Consider the following 22,511-nt stretch of genomic DNA (forward strand, 5'->3'; position numbering starts at 1 on the left):
TTATGTACTGCAAGCAAGGTAACAATAAATAATGACCTCAGTTTCCAAATTAGATCAAGTTCTAGAAAGCATCGAAGACTTATCAGTAGATGAACAAGAAACACTAATTGATCTGATACGTCATCGACTGGCAGAACGGCGGCGTTCTGAAATTGCTGCTAATATCGCTCAAGCACAGGTAGAATACCAAACAGGTAAAGTTTTCCGTGGAACAGTTACTCAAATAATGGATGAGTTACGTCAGTGACAACTGTAGTTCTGGCATCATCGTTTAAACGAGCATTTAAGCGATTGGTAAGACGACAGCCAGAATTAGAAGAGCGAATTGAAGAGCGGTTAGCACTACTAACCGCTGATCCATTTGATCCACTGTTGCAGACCCATAAGCTTAAAGGCAAACTATCTGGAGCTTGGGCATGTTCAGTAGATCATGATTGTCGTATTGTCTTTAACTTTGTACAAAATATAGAATCTGGTGAAGAGGAAATTTTGCTAATTGATATTGGCACTCATGATGAAGTTTACTGAGTTGTAGGTGCTGTTCTACTGATTGGGAGAGGATTGAGGCAATGCAGGATGAGGATATTGATCTTTCTGACATTCTAGAAGTGACTGAAGAACAGATGAAGGAAGCGGTGCTGCGGGTTGGCGGAAAACCTACTGAACGGTTTCAACAACGTGGTAAACGTCTAACGCTTGAGGAATATTTGAAGTATGACGATCGCACGGATAGCCAGTATGAACTGGTAGCAGGTGAGTTAGTTTCCATGCCACCGGAAAGCCCAAAAAATGTCCAGATATCTCTATTTTTGCTGGTAAATTTCCTCAAGTTCGTCCCAGTCAATCGGTTAAGTAACAAAGTTGAAATTGTTGTTGCTGGTTCTCGTGCAACAACTCGCATTCCTGACTTAGTTGTGCTGACGGATGAACTTGCAACAGCCTTAGAAGGTGCAACGCGATCTACAATCACTGTGGATATGCCACCTCCGGCGCTGGTTGTTGAAGTTGTTTCTCCTGGCAAAGCTAACGAAGATCGGGACTATCGCTACAAACGTTCCGAGTATGCTGCAAGGGGAATTGCTGAATATTGGATTGTTGATCCACAAATGAATAGAGTTACCGTACTGATGTTAGTTGACGGGTTTTATGAAGAAACCAGATTTACAGGAAATACTGCGATCGCATCTACTATTTTCCTAGAGTTACAGCTAATGGCAGAGCAAGTACTAAATGCTGGATAAAGCAATGCGGTTAAAAGGCAGACAGACGAAATTATTTTAGAGGTGCGATCGCCGTTAAAACTTTCATCATCTTAAACAGTAAAATATAGTCAATAATTCCTACCCAAAATTCATGCCATGAGTCAATGGCCTTTTTACCACAGGATGCAATAATCGCAGAAGAAAAGCTAACCAAGTATCTGCTTGTGCTGTTGTCAAAAGACGATAAATCTAAATTTCTGGCTAGGGCTGGATACACACTAGACAACTGGCAACAACTAGAACGGGATCTACGCGCTCAAGTTTTAACGCAACCTGCTGAGAGAATTGAAACAACTCGCTATGGTCATAAGTATGCCATTCATGCGTGTCTGCGAGGGATTAATGGCGTTGAATTCAATATTTTAACTGTTTGGATGGTTGTCAGCGATACAACCAAATTTGTCACCTTAGTGCCAGATCAAGGAGCCAACTTATGAAGGTACAGTACCCCCTATTCTCCCAAGTTGCTTTAACGCAGGATTTACCAGAATACAACCTGAAACGAGGGGATGTTGCAACAATTGTGGAACATTACCCCATGCCTGAAGGGGAAGAGGACGGGTATAGTTTGGAAGGGTTTGATCTGCCCCATATAACTATCGAAGTACCAGCATCTCAAATTATCCCCATTACCCAGTGGCAGCAAGAAGAAATGATTTTAGCCAAGTTACGCTAGCTATCTGAAGCGAGGCTGTTACAATTACAAGACTATCTCGATTTTCTGTTGCAAAAAGAAGAGTCTGAGCATCAGAGTAGGTTACAATCTCCTACGTAAGTATTTGGTGAGAAAGTTTTTTGCGATCACTTCTACTATTTTCCCAGTTGGGCTGGTTATAAAAGGATGTTTTAAAAGTCAGAGTAAGCTAAAAATTATGCAAGCCGTCGAACCATGATTTGCATCATGGTTGCTGTTTCCACTGATTGGCTATCAACATAGCAATCAAAATGTCAACTTTTTATAGTTAAGAATTATTAAAGGAATTTGACGAACAAAACAAAAAATAGTTTGATTAATGTAAGAGTTTCTCGTCTAGGCTTAAGATGATGTTCGTCCATAAGTAGCAATGGAACATAAAATCACACTAAGCCCAATATTGTCTAAAATAAAAGTAAGTTATTGTCTTATAAGCGAGCTATAGAACTAGAGCAAACGTATCTTATTAATAAAGGTCATTGTATTATATTTAGCGCTAAATTTCTGAATAGCTGACCTTTATTGATAATTCAGATAGATATTGATATATAGCATAGCGTGAAGCCGAAAATACTATTGATATTTTCTGGTTAATTTTAGATATATTTGCGCTGGCTATAACCTGTATTTTTGCGTTTATTAGTGCTTTAACTTTGCTTAACAATTTTTCATCAAAACATCTTAGGAATCAAGAAAAATTACACCTCTCATGAATAGTTTAGTGAGGATAAAAGCATGAAAACTAACTTTACAAAAGTAAGTTCGCTGAACTTCAGTCGTATCGCTACACTCCTAGCAGTTGGAATAGCAGTTTCTATAGGAGTACCTGCATTAGCTGCTGTTTCAAGGACTACGGTGAAACCCAATACTACTTCTAGTGGTTATATTAGAGGTGGCACTGAGGATAATGGTAAAAACATATTGTATGTTTGCTCTGCCATTGTTGATGGAGAGTATACGCCTGGAAAATACTATCCACCAAATGGAAGATGCTACGTTTCGTGGGGAGGTAAAGAATATTATCCCTCCTCTAGAATTTACCTATACAAAGCAAATAGCTGGACATGGGGAAATTTTCCAGGGTACACCGTTGGCAATAATCCGGTAGGCGGCACTGAGAATAATGGTAAGAACAAATTATATTTTTGCCGAGCCAAGGTTGGTGGAGAGGATACACCTGGGAAATATTATCCACCAAATAAAACCTGCTACATTCCCTGGGGTGGACGAGAATACCAATTTAAGAAGTTCCAGATTCTCTTTGCAAACTAAACTGGTTATTGGCAACTTTTGGTAAAGATGGAGAGAAAGAATTTTTCTCACCGACTTAGCTTACTCACGGTGGTTAGTGTCATTCACTAACCACCATGCGTGAGGTTTTATTTAACTATTCCTGAATGACCTGGAATATCTGCCAAAGGTTCAAATCTACCGCCTAAGTATTTGGCGAGAAACTCTTCTGCGATCGCAAAAAAGTGCAAGCGATTTTCTGGTCTGGCAAAACCATGTCCTTCATCACTGTAAAGTACATATTGCACTGGTAAACCAGCTTGTTGCATTGCGTTGACAATTTGATCGCTTTCTGATTGTTTCACCCGTGGATCGTTTGCACCTTGACCGATGAGTAAAGGTTTTTGAATCCGGTCAGCGAAAAATAAAGGCGATCGCGATTTCAGAAACTCCTCTTCTGTCTCCAAGTTACCAACGCGATGATAAAGCATTGCTTTGATCGGTTCCCAATAGGGCGGTATAGTTTCTATCAGGGTAATCAGGTTACTCGGCCCGACAATATCCACGCCAGCAGCAAAGATTTCGGGTGTAAAAGTCAACCCCGCTAGGGTGGCGTAACCTCCATAAGAACCGCCCATAATCGCAATCTTTTGCGGGTCGGAAATACCTTGTTCCACTAGCCAGTTAACAGAATCAATCAAGTCATCGTGCATTGTGCCACCCCATTCCCGATTCCCAGCATTCAAAAATGCTTTGCCATAGCCAGTGGAACCGCGAAAGTTGACTTGCAGCACGGCATAACCACGATTAGCTAGCCATTGCGTTGTGGGAGAGAAACCCCAAATATCCCGCGCCCAAGGGCCGCCATGAACCAGCAGTACTGTTGGGAGATTTTGCGTAGGTATTCCCACGGGGGTTGTCAGGTAACTATGGATAGTTAAACCATCCCGCGACTCGTAGGAAATCGGTTGCATTGAAGCTAACTGCAACGTTTCCAGTTTGGGTTGGTTGCTAAAGAGGAAGTTGCTAGTTTTGGACTCTCGGTTGTAGGCATAGTAATAAACTGGGCCATCGTCAGTTCTATAAGCTAAAGCCCAAGTTTTATCTTCTAAGTCTCGGCTAATTATAGAGAATTCTCCAGAACGCACCTTGGCGATTTCCTGAAAATCTGCGGCGATAGTGCGATCGATTACTCGCCATTCCTGTTTATCTTTGTAGAAAGAAACTGCTTGAATAACTCGCGTCAGTGGGTGAATAATTATCCCCACAATATCATACTGCTCATCTTCAGCAATGATAGTTTCTTGACGGGTATCTAGGTCAACAGCTAGCAGACGTTTGGCATTAGCATCATGATTCCCTTGAATGTAAAGGGTTTTGCCATCATCTGAGAAGCTAACAGAATTCCCTTCCTCTTCTGGCCCCCAGTGGCGAAGAATTTCCCACTGTTTATCGGGTTTCTGCAACAATAAATCGTAACCACCATCGGGTGTACTAGCTGTTGCTGCACGTATTTGTAACTCAGCATCAGATGTCCAACTGATAATGTTACCGGGGTTATCAGTGTCGAACTCAACTGCACCATTTTTGAGGTTGATACGGTAAACGTCAAACTTTTGAGGATTGTTCAAGTTCAACGCTACCAGCGCTTCATTTGGAAATTTGGGTTCTAGTTCCACAAGTTCGGCCTTCACACCCTGGAATGGCGTTAAGTCACGCACAATCTGGGAGTGAATATTAACTAAGTGGAGGTGAAAGTTCTCATCGCCATCCGAGTCTTGCATATAAATCAACTGGTCGGCGTTATAAGTCCAGAAGAAAATGCGGATACCACGCTTTTTGTCAGCAGTTAGTATCTTGTCGTCTTCTTGTCCTATAGTTCGCAACCATACTTGCAAGACATTTTTCTCATCAGGGGCGATATATGCCAAATACTTGCCATCAGGGGAGAGTTGTGGGCTGGTTTTTTCAGGATTCCCAAACAGAATTTCGCGCGGAATTAACGGTGGTAGGGAGGGCGCTTGAGCAGATGACATATTTTTATCCTCTACTTGACCTCTTTATTGTTACTTAGTTATGAAAATGACAATTCATCCTATTGGGTGAACCTAATTGGAGAATAGGGGATAGGGTAATACAGTTCACTTAAAGAAATTTATCTATTAAGGCAGGCTATTCTTGAGCAAGAGAAGCGAGAGGAGCAGAAGATACCAATTTGTAGCGTTTATTTAGAGAATTGGTGTTACAGTCAGCGATTACTAAAACTCGTAAATGAGTCTTTGATATTCGGCGACGAGTCTTTTATACTCGCCGACGAGTCTTTGATATTCGTGAATGAGCCTTTTATACTCGCCGACGAGTCTTTGATATTCGTGAATGAGCCTTTTATACTCGCCGACGAGTCTTTGATATTCGTGAATGAGCCTTTTATATTCGCCGACGAGTCTTTTATACTCGTGAATGAGCCTTTTATATTCGCCGACGAGTCTTTTATACTCGTGAATGAGCCTTTTATATTCGCCGACGAGTCTTTTATACTCGTGAATGAGTTTTTTATATTCGGCGACGAGTCTTTTATATTTGTGAATGAGGTTCAGAACTCCATTAATGAGCCTTTGATACTCGTGAACGGAGTTCTTGTATGGAATATTTTATTGACTTTTTATTTTTTAAAGGAAACAGGGCAGTTTAGCGGCAATTGTCACAATGTCCGCAATGCAAGTTAGCTGCTTCTTTGTCAAAACCAAAGGCATTTAACAAAAACTGCCAACGACACTGCTTAGTTGTTAGGTATTGCTGCATTTGTTTGGCGGCGTGTAATTGAGTTGGTGGCTGATTTCCCGCTTTTTGTCCAATGCTGTAATGAAAAGGATCGAGCCAGTTTAGCTGACCGTTACTGTGGAGTAAAGCTAGCGCCGTCGCACCTTCGGGAAATTGTCGGGTTACTGCATTCACTTCTCCCTGTTTTGGTAATTTTTTCACAAGTTGCTGTGCTATTTGTTGTTGCGATCGCATTTGTTGTTGAAAAAATTCCTGTCTTTGCTTATCCCCTGAATCTAACCACCCCGTAGGTTCACTCACTAATGTTAACGCCTCTGCTGGTTTCCCATCCCTTCCAGCACGGCCTATTTCTTGCACATATTCAGATAACAAATGTGGCGCGTGAAAGTGGGCAACCCAGCGAACATCTGATTTATTAATCCCCATGCCAAACGCACAGGTACAAACCACAAAAGGTATTTTACCACTTAACCAGCTTGCTTCTACTTCACGGCGTTCTGTTGCACCCAATCCCGCATGATAACTAGCTGTTGCATAACCCATCTCTGCTAACCATTGGGCTAAATCTTCGCTATCTCTCCGAGTGCGAACATAAACTAATCCCGATTGTTGCGGTCTATTTTGAATAAACTTTAATAATTGTTGTTTCCTACCTCGTGGTGTCCAAGCGATGCGAACGCTGGGATGCAAATTCGGACGGTAGGGATTCAAGCGGAAAATCTCTGGTTGCTGTAATTGTAAAACTGTTTGAATAATCTTTTGGGCTGAAGGGTCAGCAGTAGCGGTAAAAGCGGCGATACTAATTTTTGTTCCTGGTGGTTTTGATTTGAGCAATGCCGGACGCACCGCCCCTAATCTGCGATAAGCTGGGCGAAAAGTATCACCCCACTGCACTAAACAATGAGCTTCATCCAAAATTAAGCCATTAATTTGCAATTGTGGCTGACATAATCTTTCCCAAACTGGCACACTGAGCAAAGTTTCGGGTGATAAATAAAGTAATCTTAGCTGTTGACGTTCCAAAGCTTGCAGAGTTGCACGGCGCTGAGATGAAGATAATTCACTATGCAAAAGTGCTGCTTTTTGGTGGCTTTGTAGTAATTCCTGAACTTGATTTTCCATTAGTGCCACCAAAGGCGAAACTACCAAAGTTAATCCTGTTTGTAGCAATGCAGGAAGTTGAAAACAAATCGACTTCCCGCCACCTGTGGGCATAATAATCAGCGCATCTTTCTGTGCCAATAAACTGCTGACAATTTCTCCCTGCGGTGGACGAAAATCTTCATAACCCCAGATTTTTTTGAAAGCAGTGCGGACTTCTTGCCAAGATTTGGCTGTAGACTGATTCATAATCAATGATAGATGCACCCATATCCTTGAACACTGAATATAGCCTCTGTTATCCAGCTAATGGTTCAGTAATTTCATCATCTTAGGTTGAATCCACTGACTGCCCTGCGGGAAGTCAAAAGTCAAAAGTCAAAAAAATAAAAAATAAAAAAGGATAAAGCACCATTATTCATTTATGGAGAAAGAAAAAAATGTATTTCATCGAGTAGGCGCAAGAAATACGGTGTTTGTTTACTTGCACCTAAATTTATTTATGGGGTTCTTACTTTTGATTACAATAATGAATTAAAATTAAACCAATTCGCAATTCGCAATGACGCTCGAATACTCGCTAACGCTGCGCTAACGCAATTCGCTTTTTCCGTTTTGTAATGGGGATTTAGACCCCACCACAAAACTTATCGGTTATAGAACCGGGGGACTTAAACCCACCGAATTTGTTAATTATTACGTATTAACATATTAAATAAAACATTCAGCCAGATGAACGAAGAAATAAAACATCGATTTTACATCAGCACTGATAAATCTAAATTGGATATTCAAATTATTCATGATTTTTTACAAACTTCCTATTGGGCTGAAAACATCCCATTAGCTACTGTGGAAAAGTCAATACAAAATTCTTTATGTTTTGGACTTTATGAAGGTAATCAACAAGTCGGCTTTGCGAGAGTTATCACTGATTACGCAACTTCTGCGTTATTAAAAGATGTTTTTATTTTAGAGCCTTATCGAGGACAGGGTTTAGGAAAGTGGTTTATAGAATATATTTTAGAATATCCAGAATTGCAAGACGTCCAAAGATGGTTGTTAGGCACAAAAGATGCTCATGGACTTTATCGCCGTTATGGTTTTAAAAATTTGACAGAGCCAGAAAAAATTATGATGCGTTTAAATCATAATGCTGATCAAGTGTAAGTCATACCTGCTGGATGCTGAAACTTGCTCACTTGGTGATCTGAATAATCTGGAGGTTTTCTTGATCGCCACTCTATTTCCTGATCATCAGCAATGACTGTATCCGTATCTTGTACCCCCAGAGGGGTAATTTTGTAGCTTGATCGTTACCTTATTTCTTTAAAATACACCCGAGCTGACGGTGCATTTGGATCTTTACTAGCAAAAGCGCAATATGCATGGGACTTGATTTGTCCATAGGTTTTTAAGAAGTCAAGACAACTGTGACGATCTTTAAAGGTGGCTACATAAACTATAAATAAATTTTTATCTAATAAATTGGGGTAATCTGGTATCCAGAACACTCCTGATTGACTAATTCCCTGCGTCTGTAAAATTTTCACTTGCTTGATAGCAATTTGCAGATTTGGGAAACTAGAATCTGCTACGAAATGAAAAGAATTAGGCAGATTAGCACTGTTTGTAATTGGTGATTCAGAAGTTGTCCCTATTTGATAATTTGCCGTTACAGGTGGATCAGATAATGAAAAAGGGGTTTCTGTAACTTGTGGTTTTGGGAGTAGAGAAGATGTAGCTCCTCTATATCTCCCAGATTGAGGAGAGTTTGCTAACAACAGACTAATAATTACACAGCCACCGATTAATCCACCTCCGACTAAAGTACTGCCAATAAAAATAGCATTTTGTTTACTGCTTTGAGCCACAGGCTCTAGGATCGTAGAATTAGTCAAAGCAGACAGCTGGGTAAACATAGGTATCTTTGGAGCAGTCGAATTTGCAATTTTCTGCAAAGCATCTAGCATCGCTTTTGCAGTGGCATAGCGCTCCCTAGCGTCAAACCGAATTGCTTTCTTTAACACTTCTATCAAATTCGGACTTATAGCATCCCTATCCCAAATGTTTTCTCCAGTGTAGGAGTCCGTCGTCAATTCCTGTGGCAATTTTCCCATCAATAAATAAATAGCTGTTAGCCCCAAACTATACAAGTCACTGGCAAAAACTGCACGCCCGGCTGCTTGTTCACTAGGCATAAACCCTGGTGTACCAATGACAATTGAATTGCTAACACTTCCTTCATCATTCACCACTGTTGCCATCGTTTCTCGCACTGCACCAAAATCAATTAAAATCGGTTTGCTATCAGACGATCGCACAATAATATTGTCTGGTTTAATATCACGGTGGATGATGCCTTTGCTATGTACAAATTCCAGCACTTTTAACAGACTGATTAAAATTGGAATTACTTCACTTTCACTTAAACAACCGTTTTGTTTGACTTTTTGGCTGAGGGTTTGTCCGGAAATCCATTCTTGTACTAAATAAAATTGACCAGATGCTTGAAAGTAGGCGTACAGCGTGGGAATTTGATTACTAGCTCCTCCCAGTTCTTCGATGATGGCAGCTTCTCTTTGAAATCGCTTTTGCACCAACTGGTGAACCTGAGGATTGTCACTAAAAGGTTTGAGTTGCTTAATTACACAACGGCGTCCCGAAGGCATCTGGGTATCTTCGGCTAAGAATGTTTCGCAAAATCCCCCAGTTCCAAGTACGCTGATAGTCCGATAGCGATCGCTCAAAAGTGTTGAGATCATTTCGTTTTCTTGATTCAGGTTTGTCTAGAAGCATTTTTTAAAATTAATCGAGTACAACTGCCACTTTGCACAACTTTGGCAGTGCATAATTTTTGGTATAAATTATTAAACCAATTCGCAATTCGCAATTCACAATTCGCAATTACGTTTTGTAATGGGGATTTAGACCCCACGACAAAACTTACTGGTTATAGAACCGGGGGACTTAAACCCACCGAATTTGTTAATGCATTTTACGGAAACGCACAATGCATAGCCGCAAACTGATTTTTTGGTATATCGTACCAATCCCCGTTCTAAAACGTAACTCTCAAAATCTGGATTCGCGAGTCGGGAGTCGGAAATGTGAATTTCTAAATTTACGTTCTGGAATGCAAATTGGTATCAATTATGAGAATATCACAAATCGTTCATCCACTACTCAATGCCTAATCCCCAATCCCTATTTCCTAAGAATTACTCAAAAGTGAGAAAAAATAAAACTTGATATGAAATAATCCAGCATAATGTTAACCTGATGTTCCAAGCAGATATGGCTATGAGTAGCACCTACGACCTACGCCTGATAGCGCTTTCAATTGTGATTGCAGTCCTTGCCTCATATACCGCTCTTGATTTAGCTGGGCGGTTAACAGCAGCCAGAGCATGGGCTAAACTCGCTTGGTTAATTGGCGGCGCAATCGTTATGGGCATTGGTATCTGGTCGATGCATTTTGTCGCCATGCTAGCCTTCAGTCTGCCTATGCCTATGGCCTATGATATCTTGACTGTACTGGTTTCGATGTTGCCTGCGATTATTGCCTCAGGAGGCGCACTTTTCCTAGCCAGTCGCTCAATCTTGACCATTTGGCAATTACTGATTGGCGGCACTTTAATGGGCATTGGTATCGTGTCCATGAACTACATCGGAATGCTGGCGCTGCAAGTAGAAGCAACCCGCACGTATAACCCAGTGCTGTTTTTACTTTCTGTAGCGATCGCCATTAGCGCATCGATTGTGGCACTATGGATGGCGTTCCAACTACGCATACAGACCAGCACAACTGTGTGGTGGACTAAGATTGGTAGTGCGCTGTTCATGGGGGGAGCGATCGCTGGGATGCACTATGTAGGGATGGCGGCAGTTAGCTTTACGCCGACTAACCCAACAGTAGTATCTACGCCAGGGTTAGTAAACAATTCTCTAACGGTGCTGGGTATTTCCATTGGTATTGCCACATTCGTCATTCTGGGTTTTGCGCTGATAACTTCGTTTATAGATCAACGTTTGACTGCCCAAACAAAGCTTTTAGCACAGCAAGAAGCCGAAGCCAAACGTTCACAGTTGTTTACAGAAATTACGCTGCAAATTCGGCGATCGCTGAACTTAGATGATGTCATGAACACAACTGTTCACGAAGTTCGTCAAGCATTGAAAACAGACCGTGTAATTATGTATCGTTTCAATAGTGACTGGAGTGGTACCATCATCGCCGAGTCGATAGCAGCAGGTTGGATGAAAACCTTAGGAAAAACAGTCAATGACCCCTTCCGGGAAAATTATATTGAAATGTACAAAAATGGTAGAGTTCGAGCTACCAACAACATTTTCCAAGCTGGTTTTACAGATTGTCACAGGGAAATTTTAGAAGATTTTGAAATCAAGGCCAATTTGATTGCACCTATTATCCATAACAATCAACTTGTCGGCTTATTGTGTGCTCACCAATGTTCTAAACCTCGGCATTGGCAAAAGTATGAAATTGATTTATTTAGACAATTAGCAATTCAAGTTGGAATCGCCCTAGAACAAGCAAGTCTATTAGATGAGCTTGAGCAGGCGCAGAAAGTTCTACGGCTTCGCGATCGCGCCATTGCCTCAGCTAGTAACGCCATCTTCATTACTGACCCCCGTCAGCCAGAAAATCCGATCATATTTTGCAATGCTGCCTTTGAAAAAATTACAGGTTACTCATCCCAAGAGGTACTCGGATGCAACTATCAATTACTGCAAGGAGCCGACACAGATCCAGCTACCGTCACACAACTACACGACGCAATCAGCAATTCTAGAGAATGCCAAGTTGTGCTCAAGAGTTACCGCCAGGATGGAACTTCGTTTTGGTGTGAATTAACGATTTCTCCAGTGCCAGACGCATTTGGACAAGTAATAAATTTTATTGGAGTGCTATCTGAAATTACTTCGCGCAAGCAAGGGGAAGAAGAATTAAGGCGTAGTCAAGAAGCTCTCCAAGACCAGCTGCTAGAACTTCTTTATAATGTTACAGAGGTATCCAAAGGAGATTTAACTGTTCGCTCTGAAGTTAGAATCGGCAAAATTGGAATATTAGCTGATGTTGTTAATAGCATTATTGACAGCCTGCGGCAGATTGTCACTCAAGTCAAAAAAGCTGCCTACCAAGTGAATGTTTCTGTTGATGAAAACTCTGATGCTATCCAGCAATTGGGGAATAAAGCGCTCAAACAAGTTGAAAAGATTACCTATGTTCTTGAAGAAGTAAATAAGATGAATCTGTTGATTCAAGCAATAGCAGATAGCGCTCACCAAGCCAAGGAAGTAACCGATACTGCTTCTGCTGCGTCAGAAGCAGCACATGCAACAATGGATTGCACTGTGCAAAGTATCTTGAATTTGCAACAGACAATTGCACAAACAGTTAAAAATGTCAAATATTTGGGCGAGTCTTCTGAAAAAATTTCCCGTGTTGTGTCAATGATTCACCAAATCGCCGCGCAAACCAACTTGTTAGCCACTGATGCTAGCATTGAAGCGACGTGGATGGGTAATGAAGGTAGAGGCTTTATTAAGGTAGCAGAACAAATTGGTCAATTAGCTGTACAGTCTGGCGAAGCAACACAAGAAATTCAACACTTCTTAGAAAACATCGAATTGGAAACTAGCGCAGTAGTCAAAGCCATAGAATTGGGAATGACCGAGGTGGCGCAAAGAGTAAATCTTGTCCAAGATGCCAAGCTGAACCTAGAACATATTTTAGAGGTGTCCCACCAGATTAATCATTTAGTGCAGTCGATTTCTACGGTAACAGGATCTCAGGTGGAAACTTCGCAAGCGATCGCATCTTGGATGAAACAGATTGCCGAAGCCTCAAAACACACCGCAGATTCGTCTTATCTTGTCTCTAACTCTCTACAACAAACAGTAGAAGTGGCACTCCAATTACAAGCATCTGTCGATACATTTAAAACGGCGGTAAGCTAACGCGCCTACATATTGCACAAACTCCGTGTAGACCGTCATTAGTCATTAGTCATTAGTCATTTGTATTTACTAAGGACAAAGGACAATTGACAAAGGACAACCTCACCAGTTGATGTACAACTTAAATGCGTAACAGCTTACTATAGGAATCCGATTTGATTATTGAAAAAATCTAAGTATCTGTAGCCTACCAAAAGCTGGATATGGTAGGCTTTGCCCACCCTACGTATATTTCTTTTGACTTCACGGCGGTACTAGCTTAGGCAAACCAGTGCGATGCGATCGCTAACCCGCATTGACCAGAAAACGAGACGCGAGCTCCTAGACAAGAGTTCCCCTGGCTAAAATCATGCTTACCTACACTTTGGACAAATAGCTATTTTGTATCCACTGTTGGAGGAGCGCCGATATCAGTTATTAAGCAGTACATTGAGAATCAAAAAAATGTCTAGTTACGGGTGTCAGCAACACTTAATTAATCCAGATTCAGAGTTAACGGCGATTTTAGAATTCTGTTGTGGTGAATCAGCGAAGCTTGCTAATTGCGGAACATATTACGCAAGACAGTTATATTTTAAAACAGGCAAAATACCTACTAAGTTCGACTTGCATAAATTGTTTAAAAGCAATTTACATTTTCAGGCAATGTATTCTCACGTTGCACAACAGTGTTTAACAACAGTTGCAGAATCTTTCAAATCATACATCGGATTACTCAAAAGTATTAAGAAAGGAACTGTAGACCAACGCCCTAAGCTTCCAGGCTACCGCAAAGGTGGGTTAGCGCTAGTTACCTATCCAAAAGCTGATGTCAAACTTAAAGATAAACTACTACGTTTTCCTCTCGGCAGTAAAGTTAAAAGTTGGTTTGGGTTAGATGCTTTCTATCTCCCAATGCCTTCAAATCTTAATTTTGCAGACATTAAGGAATTTAGAATATTGCCAAGAAACAAATGTTTCTACATTGAATACGTGTATAAACAGCATGATTTTAATGTGGAGTTAGACCAATCAAAAGTACTAGGAATCGACCACGGTTTAAACAATTGGTTAACCTGTGTTTCTAATACTGGCACAAGCTTCATCATTGATGGAAAGCATTTAAAATCAATGAACCAATGGTATAACAAGCAAGTTGCGACTATCAAAGAAAATAAACCTCAAGGTTTTTGGAATGAGAAACTAGCACATATTACTGAAAAACGTAATCGCCAAGTTAGAGATGCCGTTAACAAAGCTGCAAGATTAGTCATTAATCATTGTCTAGATAACAAGATTGGCACTGTTGTATTCGGCTGGAACAAAAGGCAAAAAGATAATGCCGATATGGGGAAGAAAAACAATCAAAAATTTGTTCAAATTCCTACGGCACGTTTGAAAGATAGAATTGCTAAACTATGCAAACAGCACGGCATTCAGTTTGTAGAAACAGAAGAATCTTACACTTCAATTGCATCATTTTTAGATAATGATCTGCTACCTAAGTTTCGTGAAAAACCGGAAGGGTGGCAATATAGCGGAAAACGGGTTAAACGCGGGTTATACCGGACGGCTAAAAATATTCTCTTGAATGCCGATGCAAATGGCGCGGCGAATATTGTAGCCAAAGTAGCGATAAAGCTAGGTCTAGAACTTAGTGGAATCAGTAGGGTGTCTTTGATAGCACCATTGAAAGTTCGTTTGTGGACTCTTCAAGAATCCCCTGCCTTATAGGCATGGGGAGTATCAAAGTTAGATTACAATTTTAGGTATAGTTTCTCTGACTGGAGTTGTTCATCGGGTGATTCAATCCGATTCAATGACAAAGCATACCAGACAAGTATTACTTAGTGCGCTCAAGGTGGTTGTCTTATGCCTGACACTGTTCCTACTATGCACAAGCAATAGTTGGGCGCAAATTACTACTGAGAGCAAAATTTCTCCGCTGATTGAGAAGCTGATAGATAACGATGCCCACATCAGAAGCCTTGCAGCAGATGCATTAGTTAATATCGGTTCCCCAGCAGTACCGTCTCTGATTGAAGCTTTGAAAAATCAAGATAGTAATCTTCGCTGGCACGCCGCTTCAGTTTTAGGAGATTTGGGTGCAGAAGCAGCACCAGCCGTTTCTGCCTTAAGTACGGCATTGCAGGATGAGGATGGACAAGTCCGCCTGTACGCCACCTTAGCTTTAGGAAATATTGGTACAGCAGCCAAAGCAGCAGTCCCATCGTTGATGGCGGCATTACAAGACAAGGAGCAATTCGTTCGCATTTATGTTCCTTCTGCACTCAGAAAAATTGGTGTAGAAGCGAAAGTAGCTGTCCCAGTATTAACTGCTGCCTTAAAAGATAATAATCCCACTGTACGTTACAATGCTGCATATGCTCTGGGTGCAATGGGTACAGAAGCAGTATCTTCTGTCCCGAATTTAATTGCCCTGTTGAATGATAACCAGTTTTACGTGCGTTTGGGTGCTATCAAAGGTTTAGGAGGAATAGCGGCAGGCTTTCAGGACAAAGCAAATGCTTTACCTACCTCCAAGTTGCAGAAAGTCATCTCAGACTTTGAGCAGGTATTGACAACTATACAAAAATACAAAGATAAATTTACAGAGACGGACATTAAGCTGATACGTCGCCCTCTCAATGCCCTGAAAGCAGAAAAAGAAACTCGCCTTTTTGATAGAGTTCTGGAATCACTATTTAAACATAAATTCCTCTTGGGAATTGCCGCCTACATTATCTTATTGCCTTCTATTTGGTTAATTCTCTTGCGGGTAGCCCCTTTATGGTTGTTGAAAATTAATAACGCCCTCAAACCTTACACAGACTTTTCCCTGCCATTTATCAGCGTTAATGTACCTCTGCGATATGTGCTATTTGTTGGGTGGTTTCATTACCATCCCAGAGTATTAGATGCATGGGTAGCTAAATATATCAAAGCAGCCCGCGAACAATTTCCCAAAAAGGATACAGTTAGCAGTCGCGCTTGTTATATTCCCATTCCTGTTGTTCTGGATGGTACAACAGTTCCCCAACTGATGAATGAGAATTTGCGCTCAACTTTCGAGAAACAACGGAGCTGCCTAGTAATTGGTGGGGAAGGGGGTGTAGGTAAAACCAGTTTAGCGTGTCGAATAACTGGGTGGGCAATGGCTGAGACTGAAGACCAACGACTCTGCAAACATTTGATGTTACCAGTGCTTTTAGAAGAAGAATTTCGGGTAACTGAAGGTAAGTCGCCGCTTTTAGAAGCCATCAGAGGACAGTTGCAAGCTTTGATTGATGAACCAGAGCCAATTTGTCAAGAATTACTGTTACGTTTGTTAAGAAAGAAACGCATTCTAGTAATTGTAGACCGGTTCTCAGAAATGAATGCGACTACACGAGAAGCAATTGAGCCGGAGTCGCCAGAGTTTCCGGTGAATGCGTTGGTGATTACTTCCCGAATTGAGGAAAAGCTGGGGCGAGTTAATAAGACGATAATTAAACCTTTGCGGATTGAGGCGAATAAACTATCGTCCTTTATGGAAGCTTATCTCATGCAGCGAGGTAAACGCGATCGCTTTACTGACCAAGAATTTTTTGACGCTTGTAACCGTCTTTCTTTGATGGTCGGTCAAAATAATATCACTGTCTTGCTGGCTAAACTTTATGCCGAACAGTTAATCGCCAGTAAAGACGTTACATCTAATATTTCTGCATTGCCAGAGAATATTCCGAATTTGATGCTGGGTTATATCAATGAACTCAATCGTGATGTTACAGACGAACAATTTGATGACCGCACTGTTCATCAAATTGCCAAAACCATCGCCTGGGAATGCTTGCAGCAAAGTTATCAACCAGGAACCGCCAAGCGTGTAGATGCAGTTGCTGCATTAGCAAATTTGGGTATTGATGACCCCGAAGCACACCTCAATTATCTGGAAAAGCGCCTCCACCTGATTCAAACTATCGGTTCTGCCAAAGACAGAATCCGTTTTTGTCTCGATCCTTTAGCTGAGTATCTTGCAGGTTGGTATTTAATCGAATTGTATGGCAATAACGATGGTAAATGGCGATCGCATTTTTTCAAAAGAGCAGATGATTTAGTCAAAACAGGCAGACAAGATGCCATCAAAGGCTTGTTGTTGGGGGTGCGAGATTGCTACTTATCTGAGGTTCAAGGTAGCAAAGAAACGGACTTTGTACCCCAAAAGTTGGGTAAACTGGCTGGGTTGACACCTTCAGTCAATACACCAGCGACTACTGTGCAAACAGTAATACCATGAACGGCATTTTTTAATTTATTAAAATTTCTCTGTATCCCCTCATCAGCCCTAATAATAAGTCTTCAATTGCAGATTTTTGATGATAATCATATCATGTCCGCGTAATCAGTTATGATTCCCATAGTCATTGTCACTATTGATGATTAGGGATACAGTTTTTTTTGGCTTTTGCATTGCATCAAGGGTAAAAACGACTTGTTGACCACAAAACTCGGAGATTAATTGTTGTAGGATGTCTACGACGGGCTACGCCTACGCCACTTCATTAAATTATTTTTTCAATAAAATACTAGACGGGAATCCGATCAATTTGACCTAATTTTGGACAATATAAGTATAAGTAGATGGACAAAAATATTTACAGTCATTGCGAGCGTTCGCAATGACATTGTGTAATTAATTCTGTCCTACTACTTAGTTTTCAACTAAAGCATAACGATAGATAATCAATCATCTTCATCAGAGGTGGTTGTGAGATCCTCAGTAGTCCCCTGTTTACCCTGACTTGTCAGAAATACAAATACGCGATTGAGCCGCTTCACCCCACTTAGGGTAATCAGAGTCAGTAAGCCTCCCAATAATCCCATTTGCCACAGACCACAACCAATTGCAGCCCCCAACCCGGCCGCCGTCCAGACACAGGCGGCTGTAGTTAAACCCTTTACTTTTGGCGTTGCAGATTTTCTTGGAGACTCTTGTAAAATCAATCCGGCTCCGAGAAATCCAACCCCCGTAGCTACACCTTGAATTGTGCGACTCAGTGCATTAGTAGCAGCATAGGGACTCTCGCCCTCAGCCTGCAAAGGAATCATCACGAATAGTGCTGCTCCCATACTCACGAGCATAAATGTTCTCATCCCTGCTGGTCTACCCCCTTGCTGACGGTTAAATCCAATCAAGCAACCAACCAGGAGCGCCAAAGACAATCTAAACGCTATATGTGGCCAATCGTTGGCAGCAATAAACATCGGCCCCATTGCCTTATTTCTCCTAGAGACAGAACGGAATTTTGCGCCTATTGCCAGTGGGTTGGATGGCTACCCAGGTTTGTAGCTGAAAACCTAAGTACAGTACATCAATAGGTTTGGCGTACATTAAGGTTAATTTAACAGAAGGTTAGGAATAAGTAAACTAATATACACAAAGCTGCCACTGCTGTATTCTTCCTAGAGACAGAAAGAAGGGGACAAGGGGAGATGAGAGAGTGAGGAGAAAAATTAATAACCAATGACAAATGACAAATGACAGATAGAGATACCGGAGTTTTATGAAAAACTTCTTGCTTGGTTAAGTAAAATATGTGATACTCTAAAAACTATAAATAAAGCACGGTAGTTCTATCGAATTACCGTAGTTTAAAAGGGCAGGATTCATGCAGCTACTATGGTTCATCCCAACCCACGGCGACGGACGTTACCTTGCAACTGCTACAGGTGGGCGGGCAGTAAGCTTTCCTTATTTGCGGCAGATTGCCCAAGCGGTGGATGACCTTGGTTATACAGGGGCATTGCTGCCCACAGGCCGTTCTTGCGAAGATGCTTGGATTGTAGCGTCAACACTGGTATCACTGACGCGACAGATGCGTTTTTTGGTGGCGATTCGTCCCGGCTTGGTATCACCTGGAGTTGCAGCGCGGATGGCGGCGACTTTTGATCGCCTCTCTGGGGGACGCTTGCTGATTAATGTCGTGACAGGTGGCGATCCCGTAGAATTGGCGGGAGATGGCTTGCATTTGGAGCACGATCAGCGCTATGAATTAACAGATGAATTTTTAACAGTATGGCGAGCGATCGCTAGTGGTGAACAGGCCAATCTCCAAGGCGACTATCTCAACATTCAAGATGGGAAACTGCTGTTTCCACCTGTTCAAAAGCCATATCCGCCCTTGTGGTTTGGCGGTTCCTCTGCCGTTGCTCAAAAAATTGCAGCCAAGCACGTAGATGTCTATCTGACTTGGGGCGAACCACCGGCGCAAGTAGCCGAGAAGATTGCATCAGTTCGCAGACTTGCTTTATCAGAAGGCCGAACTTTGCGGTTTGGGATTCGCCTACATGTGATTGTGCGGGAAACCGAGAGTGAAGCTTGGGATGCGGCGAATCAATTGATTAAGTATGTAGATGATGAGGCGATCGCTAAAGCCCAAAAAGCTTATGCTCGAATGGATTCAGTTGGACAACAACGGATGACTCAATTACACCACGGTAATCGTGAGGCATTAGAAATCAGCCCGAACCTGTGGGCGGGAGTCGGTTTAGTGCGGGGTGGTGCAGGAACAGCCTTAGTCGGCGATCCCCAAACCGTAGCAGCTAGGATATTAGAATATGCTTCTTTGGGTGTTGAGTCTTTTATCCTTTCTGGCTATCCCCACCTAGAGGAAGCTTATCGAGTTGCAGAACTTCTATTTCCCCAGCTGCCATTAGAGAATTTACCCGCAGTGGAGAAGCAACATGTCTTAAGTCCATTTGGTGAGATTGTGGCAAATGAAGATTTCCCTAAGCAAAAGCCTCAAGAAAGAGCAACGTCCATATCCTAGTAATTATGAACTAGGAGATTAACAGCCATGCTGCACCAACAAATCGACCAAAAAATCTCAGAAAAAGAAGCGTGGGCATTGCGTCGTCAATTGGGAGTACCTAACAATAAACGCTTATGGGTGCTAGCTTGCATGGATGAACGTTTACCAGTGGAAAAAGCATTAGGAATTGGTGAAGGAGATGCTCATATTTTCCGTAATGCTGGGGGTTTAGTTACAGATGATGCGATTCGGTCAGCGATGTTAACTACACAGTTTTTTGGCACAAAAGAAATCATTGTTATTAATCATACCGAATGTGGCATGATGACAGCATCAGGAGATTTTCTCAGTGAGGTATTGCGAAATCAAGGTATTGACGTAGATCGAGTTAGTGTCGATCCTGCTTTGCCAGAATTGAAGCTACCAAAAGGCGTTTTTTCCAAATGGATCAAAACCTTTACCGATGTGGATCAAATCTGCACACAGCAGGTGGAATTACTACGTAATTCTCCTTTAATTCCCCAAGATGTAGTTATTCATGGCTACATTTGGGAAGTAGAGAGTATGAGTTTGCGCCGTCCCGATAAACGTCTGAGCGATCAGGTCAACACCGCATCAGCGATGAAGACCAAAACTGCAAAACATACTGAACCCATTTCAGAAATTGGGAGTTTAATTGAATGACAAATATTTTAGCGATCGCAGGTAGTCCAACCCATCCATCTAGAACCTATGGTTTGGTCGAATACACTGCCAAGCTTTTACAACAAGAAGGCTTGCATGTAGATATTATTTCAGTTCGGGATTTGCCTGCTGAAGATTTAGTTTTTGGACGATACGATAGCCAAGCATTAGAACAGCCAAAAGCTTTATTAGCAAAGGCAGATGGTGTGATTATTGCCACCCCAATTTACAAAGCTGCTTACACAGGAGTGCTAAAAACATTTCTAGATTTGCTGCCACAAAAATCATTAACAGGTAAACCCGTCTTACCAATTGCTCTGGGTGGAACGATCGCTCATTTATTGGCAATTGAATATGCCCTAAAACCTGTCTTATCTGAATTAGGAGCGCGGCATATCCTAGCTACTATTTATGCAGTAGACAAACAAATTCAACGACAAGCTGATAACAGCATCTTGTTAGATGAGGAAATTGAGCAAAGACTCAAAGATGTCCTCAAGGAATTTGTGAAAGCTGTAGAATACGATGCCGCAGCACCTCAAGAATTGGTTCATGCCAATTAAATAATCAAATTTATACCTCCGTTTGCTCGTAGCGGATGGGTAATTTTTACCCCTCTGCTACCTTTCATAGGCAAATGTGAGCATATTAATTACTGTTAATCAGCCTTCTTTTTCCTTTCTGATAAAGCGCTAACTCATTAGCAATGGCGTAATATCAAGTCCGGCTAATTAGTTATGATTCCCGAATCTATGCAGAAACCCAAAAACCCTTCCCCTCTGCCCCTCTGCCCCCCTGCTCCTCTGCTGCCTTAATGATAAGTCTTTAACCGGACATGATATAACCCCTTGCTGTAGGCGATCGCGTGTTTTGGGCTACGGGAAAATAAGAACTTAGAAGAATCTGCCCGTAGTGTGTTAAAGCATTTGGAGGAACTGAAGCGCCCGTTCTCAACTATTAGTCCAGTAATTTCTCAGTATTGGAAACCTCTATTTCCATACAGGCAATATATTTAACAAGGAATTAAATTGCGAGTTCCTATGGATATAATTGCGAATGAATTTCTGAAATTGAGTAATTTTCAACGCGCTTGGGAAAAAGTAGCAGAAAATCGAGGTTGTGCAGGTGTAGATGGAGAAACTATTGATAAATTTGCTAGCAATCAAACCATTAATATTTATCAATTGCGAGATGCCGTTAGCAATAGTACATACCAACCTCAGCCTTGCAAGCAGGTAATTATTCCCAAAAAAAATGGCAGTCGGCGAGAGTTAAAAATACCTACAGTGCGGGACAGAATTGTTCAGCAGGCTTTGCTAAATGTGCTTTATCCAATAATGGAGGACAAATTTTCGGCAGCAAGTTTCGCTTACCGTCCTAATTTATCATATCTCAATGCAGTTGAGAAAGTAGCTGAGTTGCGAGACAATGGTTATTGTTGGGTGTTAGATGCAGATATCGTTAAATTTTTTGATAACATTGTTCATCAAAGGTTATTAAAAGAAGTCAGAATCCATATAGATAATTCGGGTATTTTATGTTTGATTAAATCTTGGGTATCAGTTGGGGTATTAACTGAAGAGGGAGTGGTATTACCCCAAAAAGGCATCCCCCAAGGTGCAGTAATTTCGCCGATACTGGCCAATATTTATCTGCATGAATTTGATGAATTTATCACCGCAACAGATTTAAAACTCGTGCGCTATGCAGATGATTTTCTGATTTTAGCGTCTACTCAAAAGCGGATTTTACAAGCACAATTAGAAATCATCAGTCTTTTGGATTCTATGGGATTGATGATGAATGCAGAGAAAACCCAAATTACTAATTTTGAGCGGGGTTTTCGATTTTTAGGTCATGGTTTTTTAGAAAATGCGATTTTCCCGCTAGATATTAACTCAGAAAAGCTGAAATCTGGGATAGAGAAAAGTAAAGGTAAAAAAAAAGTCCCAACATTAAACAAGAAGCCCAAGCAAAGAATATTGCAACCTTAGAAGTTGAGAC

18 protein-coding genes and 1 pseudogene are annotated in these 22,511 nt (G+C 41.5%); 15 read left to right on the plus strand and 4 right to left on the minus strand.

Annotated elements, in window-relative coordinates:
* The first annotated feature begins 31 nt into the window (after nt 1-31).
* The 6 genes from RMY63_RS08615 to RMY63_RS08640 all read left to right on the plus strand — a co-directional run bounded on the left by RMY63_RS08615 (nt 32) and on the right by RMY63_RS08640 (nt 3,228).
* A complete protein-coding gene (locus tag RMY63_RS08615) occupies nt 32-247 on the plus strand; it encodes a hypothetical protein (protein ID WP_322728304.1) in 216 nt (71 codons plus the stop codon).
* On the plus strand, nt 244-528 hold the full coding sequence (locus RMY63_RS08620) for a type II toxin-antitoxin system mRNA interferase toxin, RelE/StbE family (RefSeq protein WP_322728305.1): 285 nt from the start codon (nt 244-246) through the stop codon (nt 526-528). The genes RMY63_RS08615 and RMY63_RS08620 overlap by 4 nt, the downstream gene beginning before the upstream one ends.
* 95 nt (nt 529-623) lie before the next feature.
* Complete coding sequence (locus RMY63_RS08625; RefSeq protein ID WP_322728397.1) at nt 624-1,241, plus strand: Uma2 family endonuclease; 618 nt, start codon at nt 624-626, stop codon at nt 1,239-1,241.
* Nucleotides 1,242-1,366: 125 nt separating this feature from the next.
* Complete coding sequence (locus RMY63_RS08630; protein ID WP_322728306.1) at nt 1,367-1,699, plus strand: DUF6883 domain-containing protein; 333 nt, start codon at nt 1,367-1,369, stop codon at nt 1,697-1,699.
* Complete coding sequence (locus tag RMY63_RS08635; RefSeq protein WP_322728307.1) at nt 1,696-1,938, plus strand: DUF4926 domain-containing protein; 243 nt, start codon at nt 1,696-1,698, stop codon at nt 1,936-1,938. Before RMY63_RS08630 ends, RMY63_RS08635 begins: the two co-directional genes overlap by 4 nt.
* Before the next feature lie 753 nt (nt 1,939-2,691).
* Nucleotides 2,692-3,228, plus strand: coding sequence for a DM9 repeat-containing protein (locus tag RMY63_RS08640; protein ID WP_322728308.1), 537 nt, complete (start codon nt 2,692-2,694; stop codon nt 3,226-3,228).
* 107 nt (nt 3,229-3,335) lie between these two features.
* On the opposite strand, the gene RMY63_RS08645 is transcribed toward RMY63_RS08640, so the two are convergent.
* Nucleotides 3,336-5,222 (minus strand): S9 family peptidase, encoded by a 1,887-nt coding sequence (locus RMY63_RS08645; protein ID WP_322728309.1) that lies wholly within the window; start codon nt 5,220-5,222, stop codon nt 3,336-3,338.
* Between the two features lie 652 nt (nt 5,223-5,874).
* Nucleotides 5,875-7,317: an ATP-dependent DNA helicase RecQ gene (locus tag RMY63_RS08650; protein ID WP_322728310.1), complete on the minus strand. Its 1,443-nt coding sequence runs from the start codon at nt 7,315-7,317 to the stop codon at nt 5,875-5,877.
* 483 nt (nt 7,318-7,800) lie between these two features.
* Here RMY63_RS08650 and RMY63_RS08655 point away from each other — a divergent pair, with 483 nt between their 5' ends.
* On the plus strand, nt 7,801-8,238 hold the full coding sequence (locus tag RMY63_RS08655) for a GNAT family N-acetyltransferase (protein ID WP_322728311.1): 438 nt from the start codon (nt 7,801-7,803) through the stop codon (nt 8,236-8,238).
* Between the two features lie 146 nt (nt 8,239-8,384).
* Here the strand turns inward: RMY63_RS08655 and RMY63_RS08660 are convergent, their stop codons facing one another.
* Nucleotides 8,385-9,833: a serine/threonine-protein kinase gene (locus RMY63_RS08660; protein WP_322728312.1), complete on the minus strand. Its 1,449-nt coding sequence runs from the start codon at nt 9,831-9,833 to the stop codon at nt 8,385-8,387.
* Nucleotides 9,834-10,350: 517 nt separating this feature from the next.
* Here RMY63_RS08660 and RMY63_RS08665 point away from each other — a divergent pair.
* The 4 genes and pseudogenes from RMY63_RS08665 to RMY63_RS08680 all read left to right on the plus strand — a co-directional run bounded on the left by RMY63_RS08665 (nt 10,351) and on the right by RMY63_RS08680 (nt 17,308).
* On the plus strand, nt 10,351-13,053 hold the full coding sequence (locus tag RMY63_RS08665; RefSeq protein ID WP_322728313.1) for an MHYT domain-containing protein: 2,703 nt from the start codon (nt 10,351-10,353) through the stop codon (nt 13,051-13,053).
* A gap of 323 nt (nt 13,054-13,376) precedes the next feature.
* Nucleotides 13,377-13,505: pseudogene (locus tag RMY63_RS08670) on the plus strand (IS200/IS605 family transposase); the annotation flags it as partial.
* Nucleotides 13,498-14,766, plus strand: a complete 1,269-nt coding sequence (locus tag RMY63_RS08675) for a transposase (protein WP_322728314.1) — start codon at nt 13,498-13,500, stop codon at nt 14,764-14,766. The pseudogene RMY63_RS08670 and the gene RMY63_RS08675, both read left to right, overlap by 8 nt.
* Nucleotides 14,767-14,851: 85 nt before the next feature.
* Nucleotides 14,852-17,308 (plus strand): HEAT repeat domain-containing protein, encoded by a 2,457-nt coding sequence (locus RMY63_RS08680; RefSeq protein WP_322728315.1) that lies wholly within the window; start codon nt 14,852-14,854, stop codon nt 17,306-17,308.
* Between the two features lie 446 nt (nt 17,309-17,754).
* Here RMY63_RS08680 and RMY63_RS08685 read toward each other — a convergent pair whose 3' ends face one another.
* Entirely contained in the window at nt 17,755-18,285 is a 531-nt protein-coding gene (locus RMY63_RS08685; protein ID WP_322728316.1) for an MgtC/SapB family protein, read from the minus strand.
* 395 nt (nt 18,286-18,680) lie between these two features.
* Between RMY63_RS08685 and ssuD the strand changes: the two genes are divergently transcribed.
* The 4 genes from ssuD to RMY63_RS08705 all read left to right on the plus strand — a co-directional run bounded on the left by ssuD (nt 18,681) and on the right by RMY63_RS08705 (nt 22,501).
* Nucleotides 18,681-19,841: an FMNH2-dependent alkanesulfonate monooxygenase gene (ssuD, locus tag RMY63_RS08690; protein WP_322728317.1), complete on the plus strand. Its 1,161-nt coding sequence runs from the start codon at nt 18,681-18,683 to the stop codon at nt 19,839-19,841.
* A gap of 27 nt (nt 19,842-19,868) precedes the next feature.
* Nucleotides 19,869-20,507: a carbonic anhydrase gene (locus RMY63_RS08695; protein ID WP_322728318.1), complete on the plus strand. Its 639-nt coding sequence runs from the start codon at nt 19,869-19,871 to the stop codon at nt 20,505-20,507.
* Nucleotides 20,504-21,070: an NADPH-dependent FMN reductase gene (gene ssuE, locus RMY63_RS08700; protein ID WP_322728319.1), complete on the plus strand. Its 567-nt coding sequence runs from the start codon at nt 20,504-20,506 to the stop codon at nt 21,068-21,070. Before RMY63_RS08695 ends, ssuE begins: the two co-directional genes overlap by 4 nt.
* A 477-nt stretch (nt 21,071-21,547) precedes the next feature.
* Nucleotides 21,548-22,501 carry a reverse transcriptase domain-containing protein gene (locus RMY63_RS08705; protein ID WP_322728320.1) on the plus strand — a complete coding sequence of 318 codons (954 nt, stop codon included), beginning with the start codon at nt 21,548-21,550 and terminating at the stop codon, nt 22,499-22,501.
* Nucleotides 22,502-22,511: the final 10 nt, after the last annotated feature.

Origin of the sequence: Nostoc sp. ChiQUE01b (assembly GCF_034531255.1) — a bacterium.
Lineage (GTDB): Bacteria > Cyanobacteriota > Cyanobacteriia > Cyanobacteriales > Nostocaceae > Nostoc.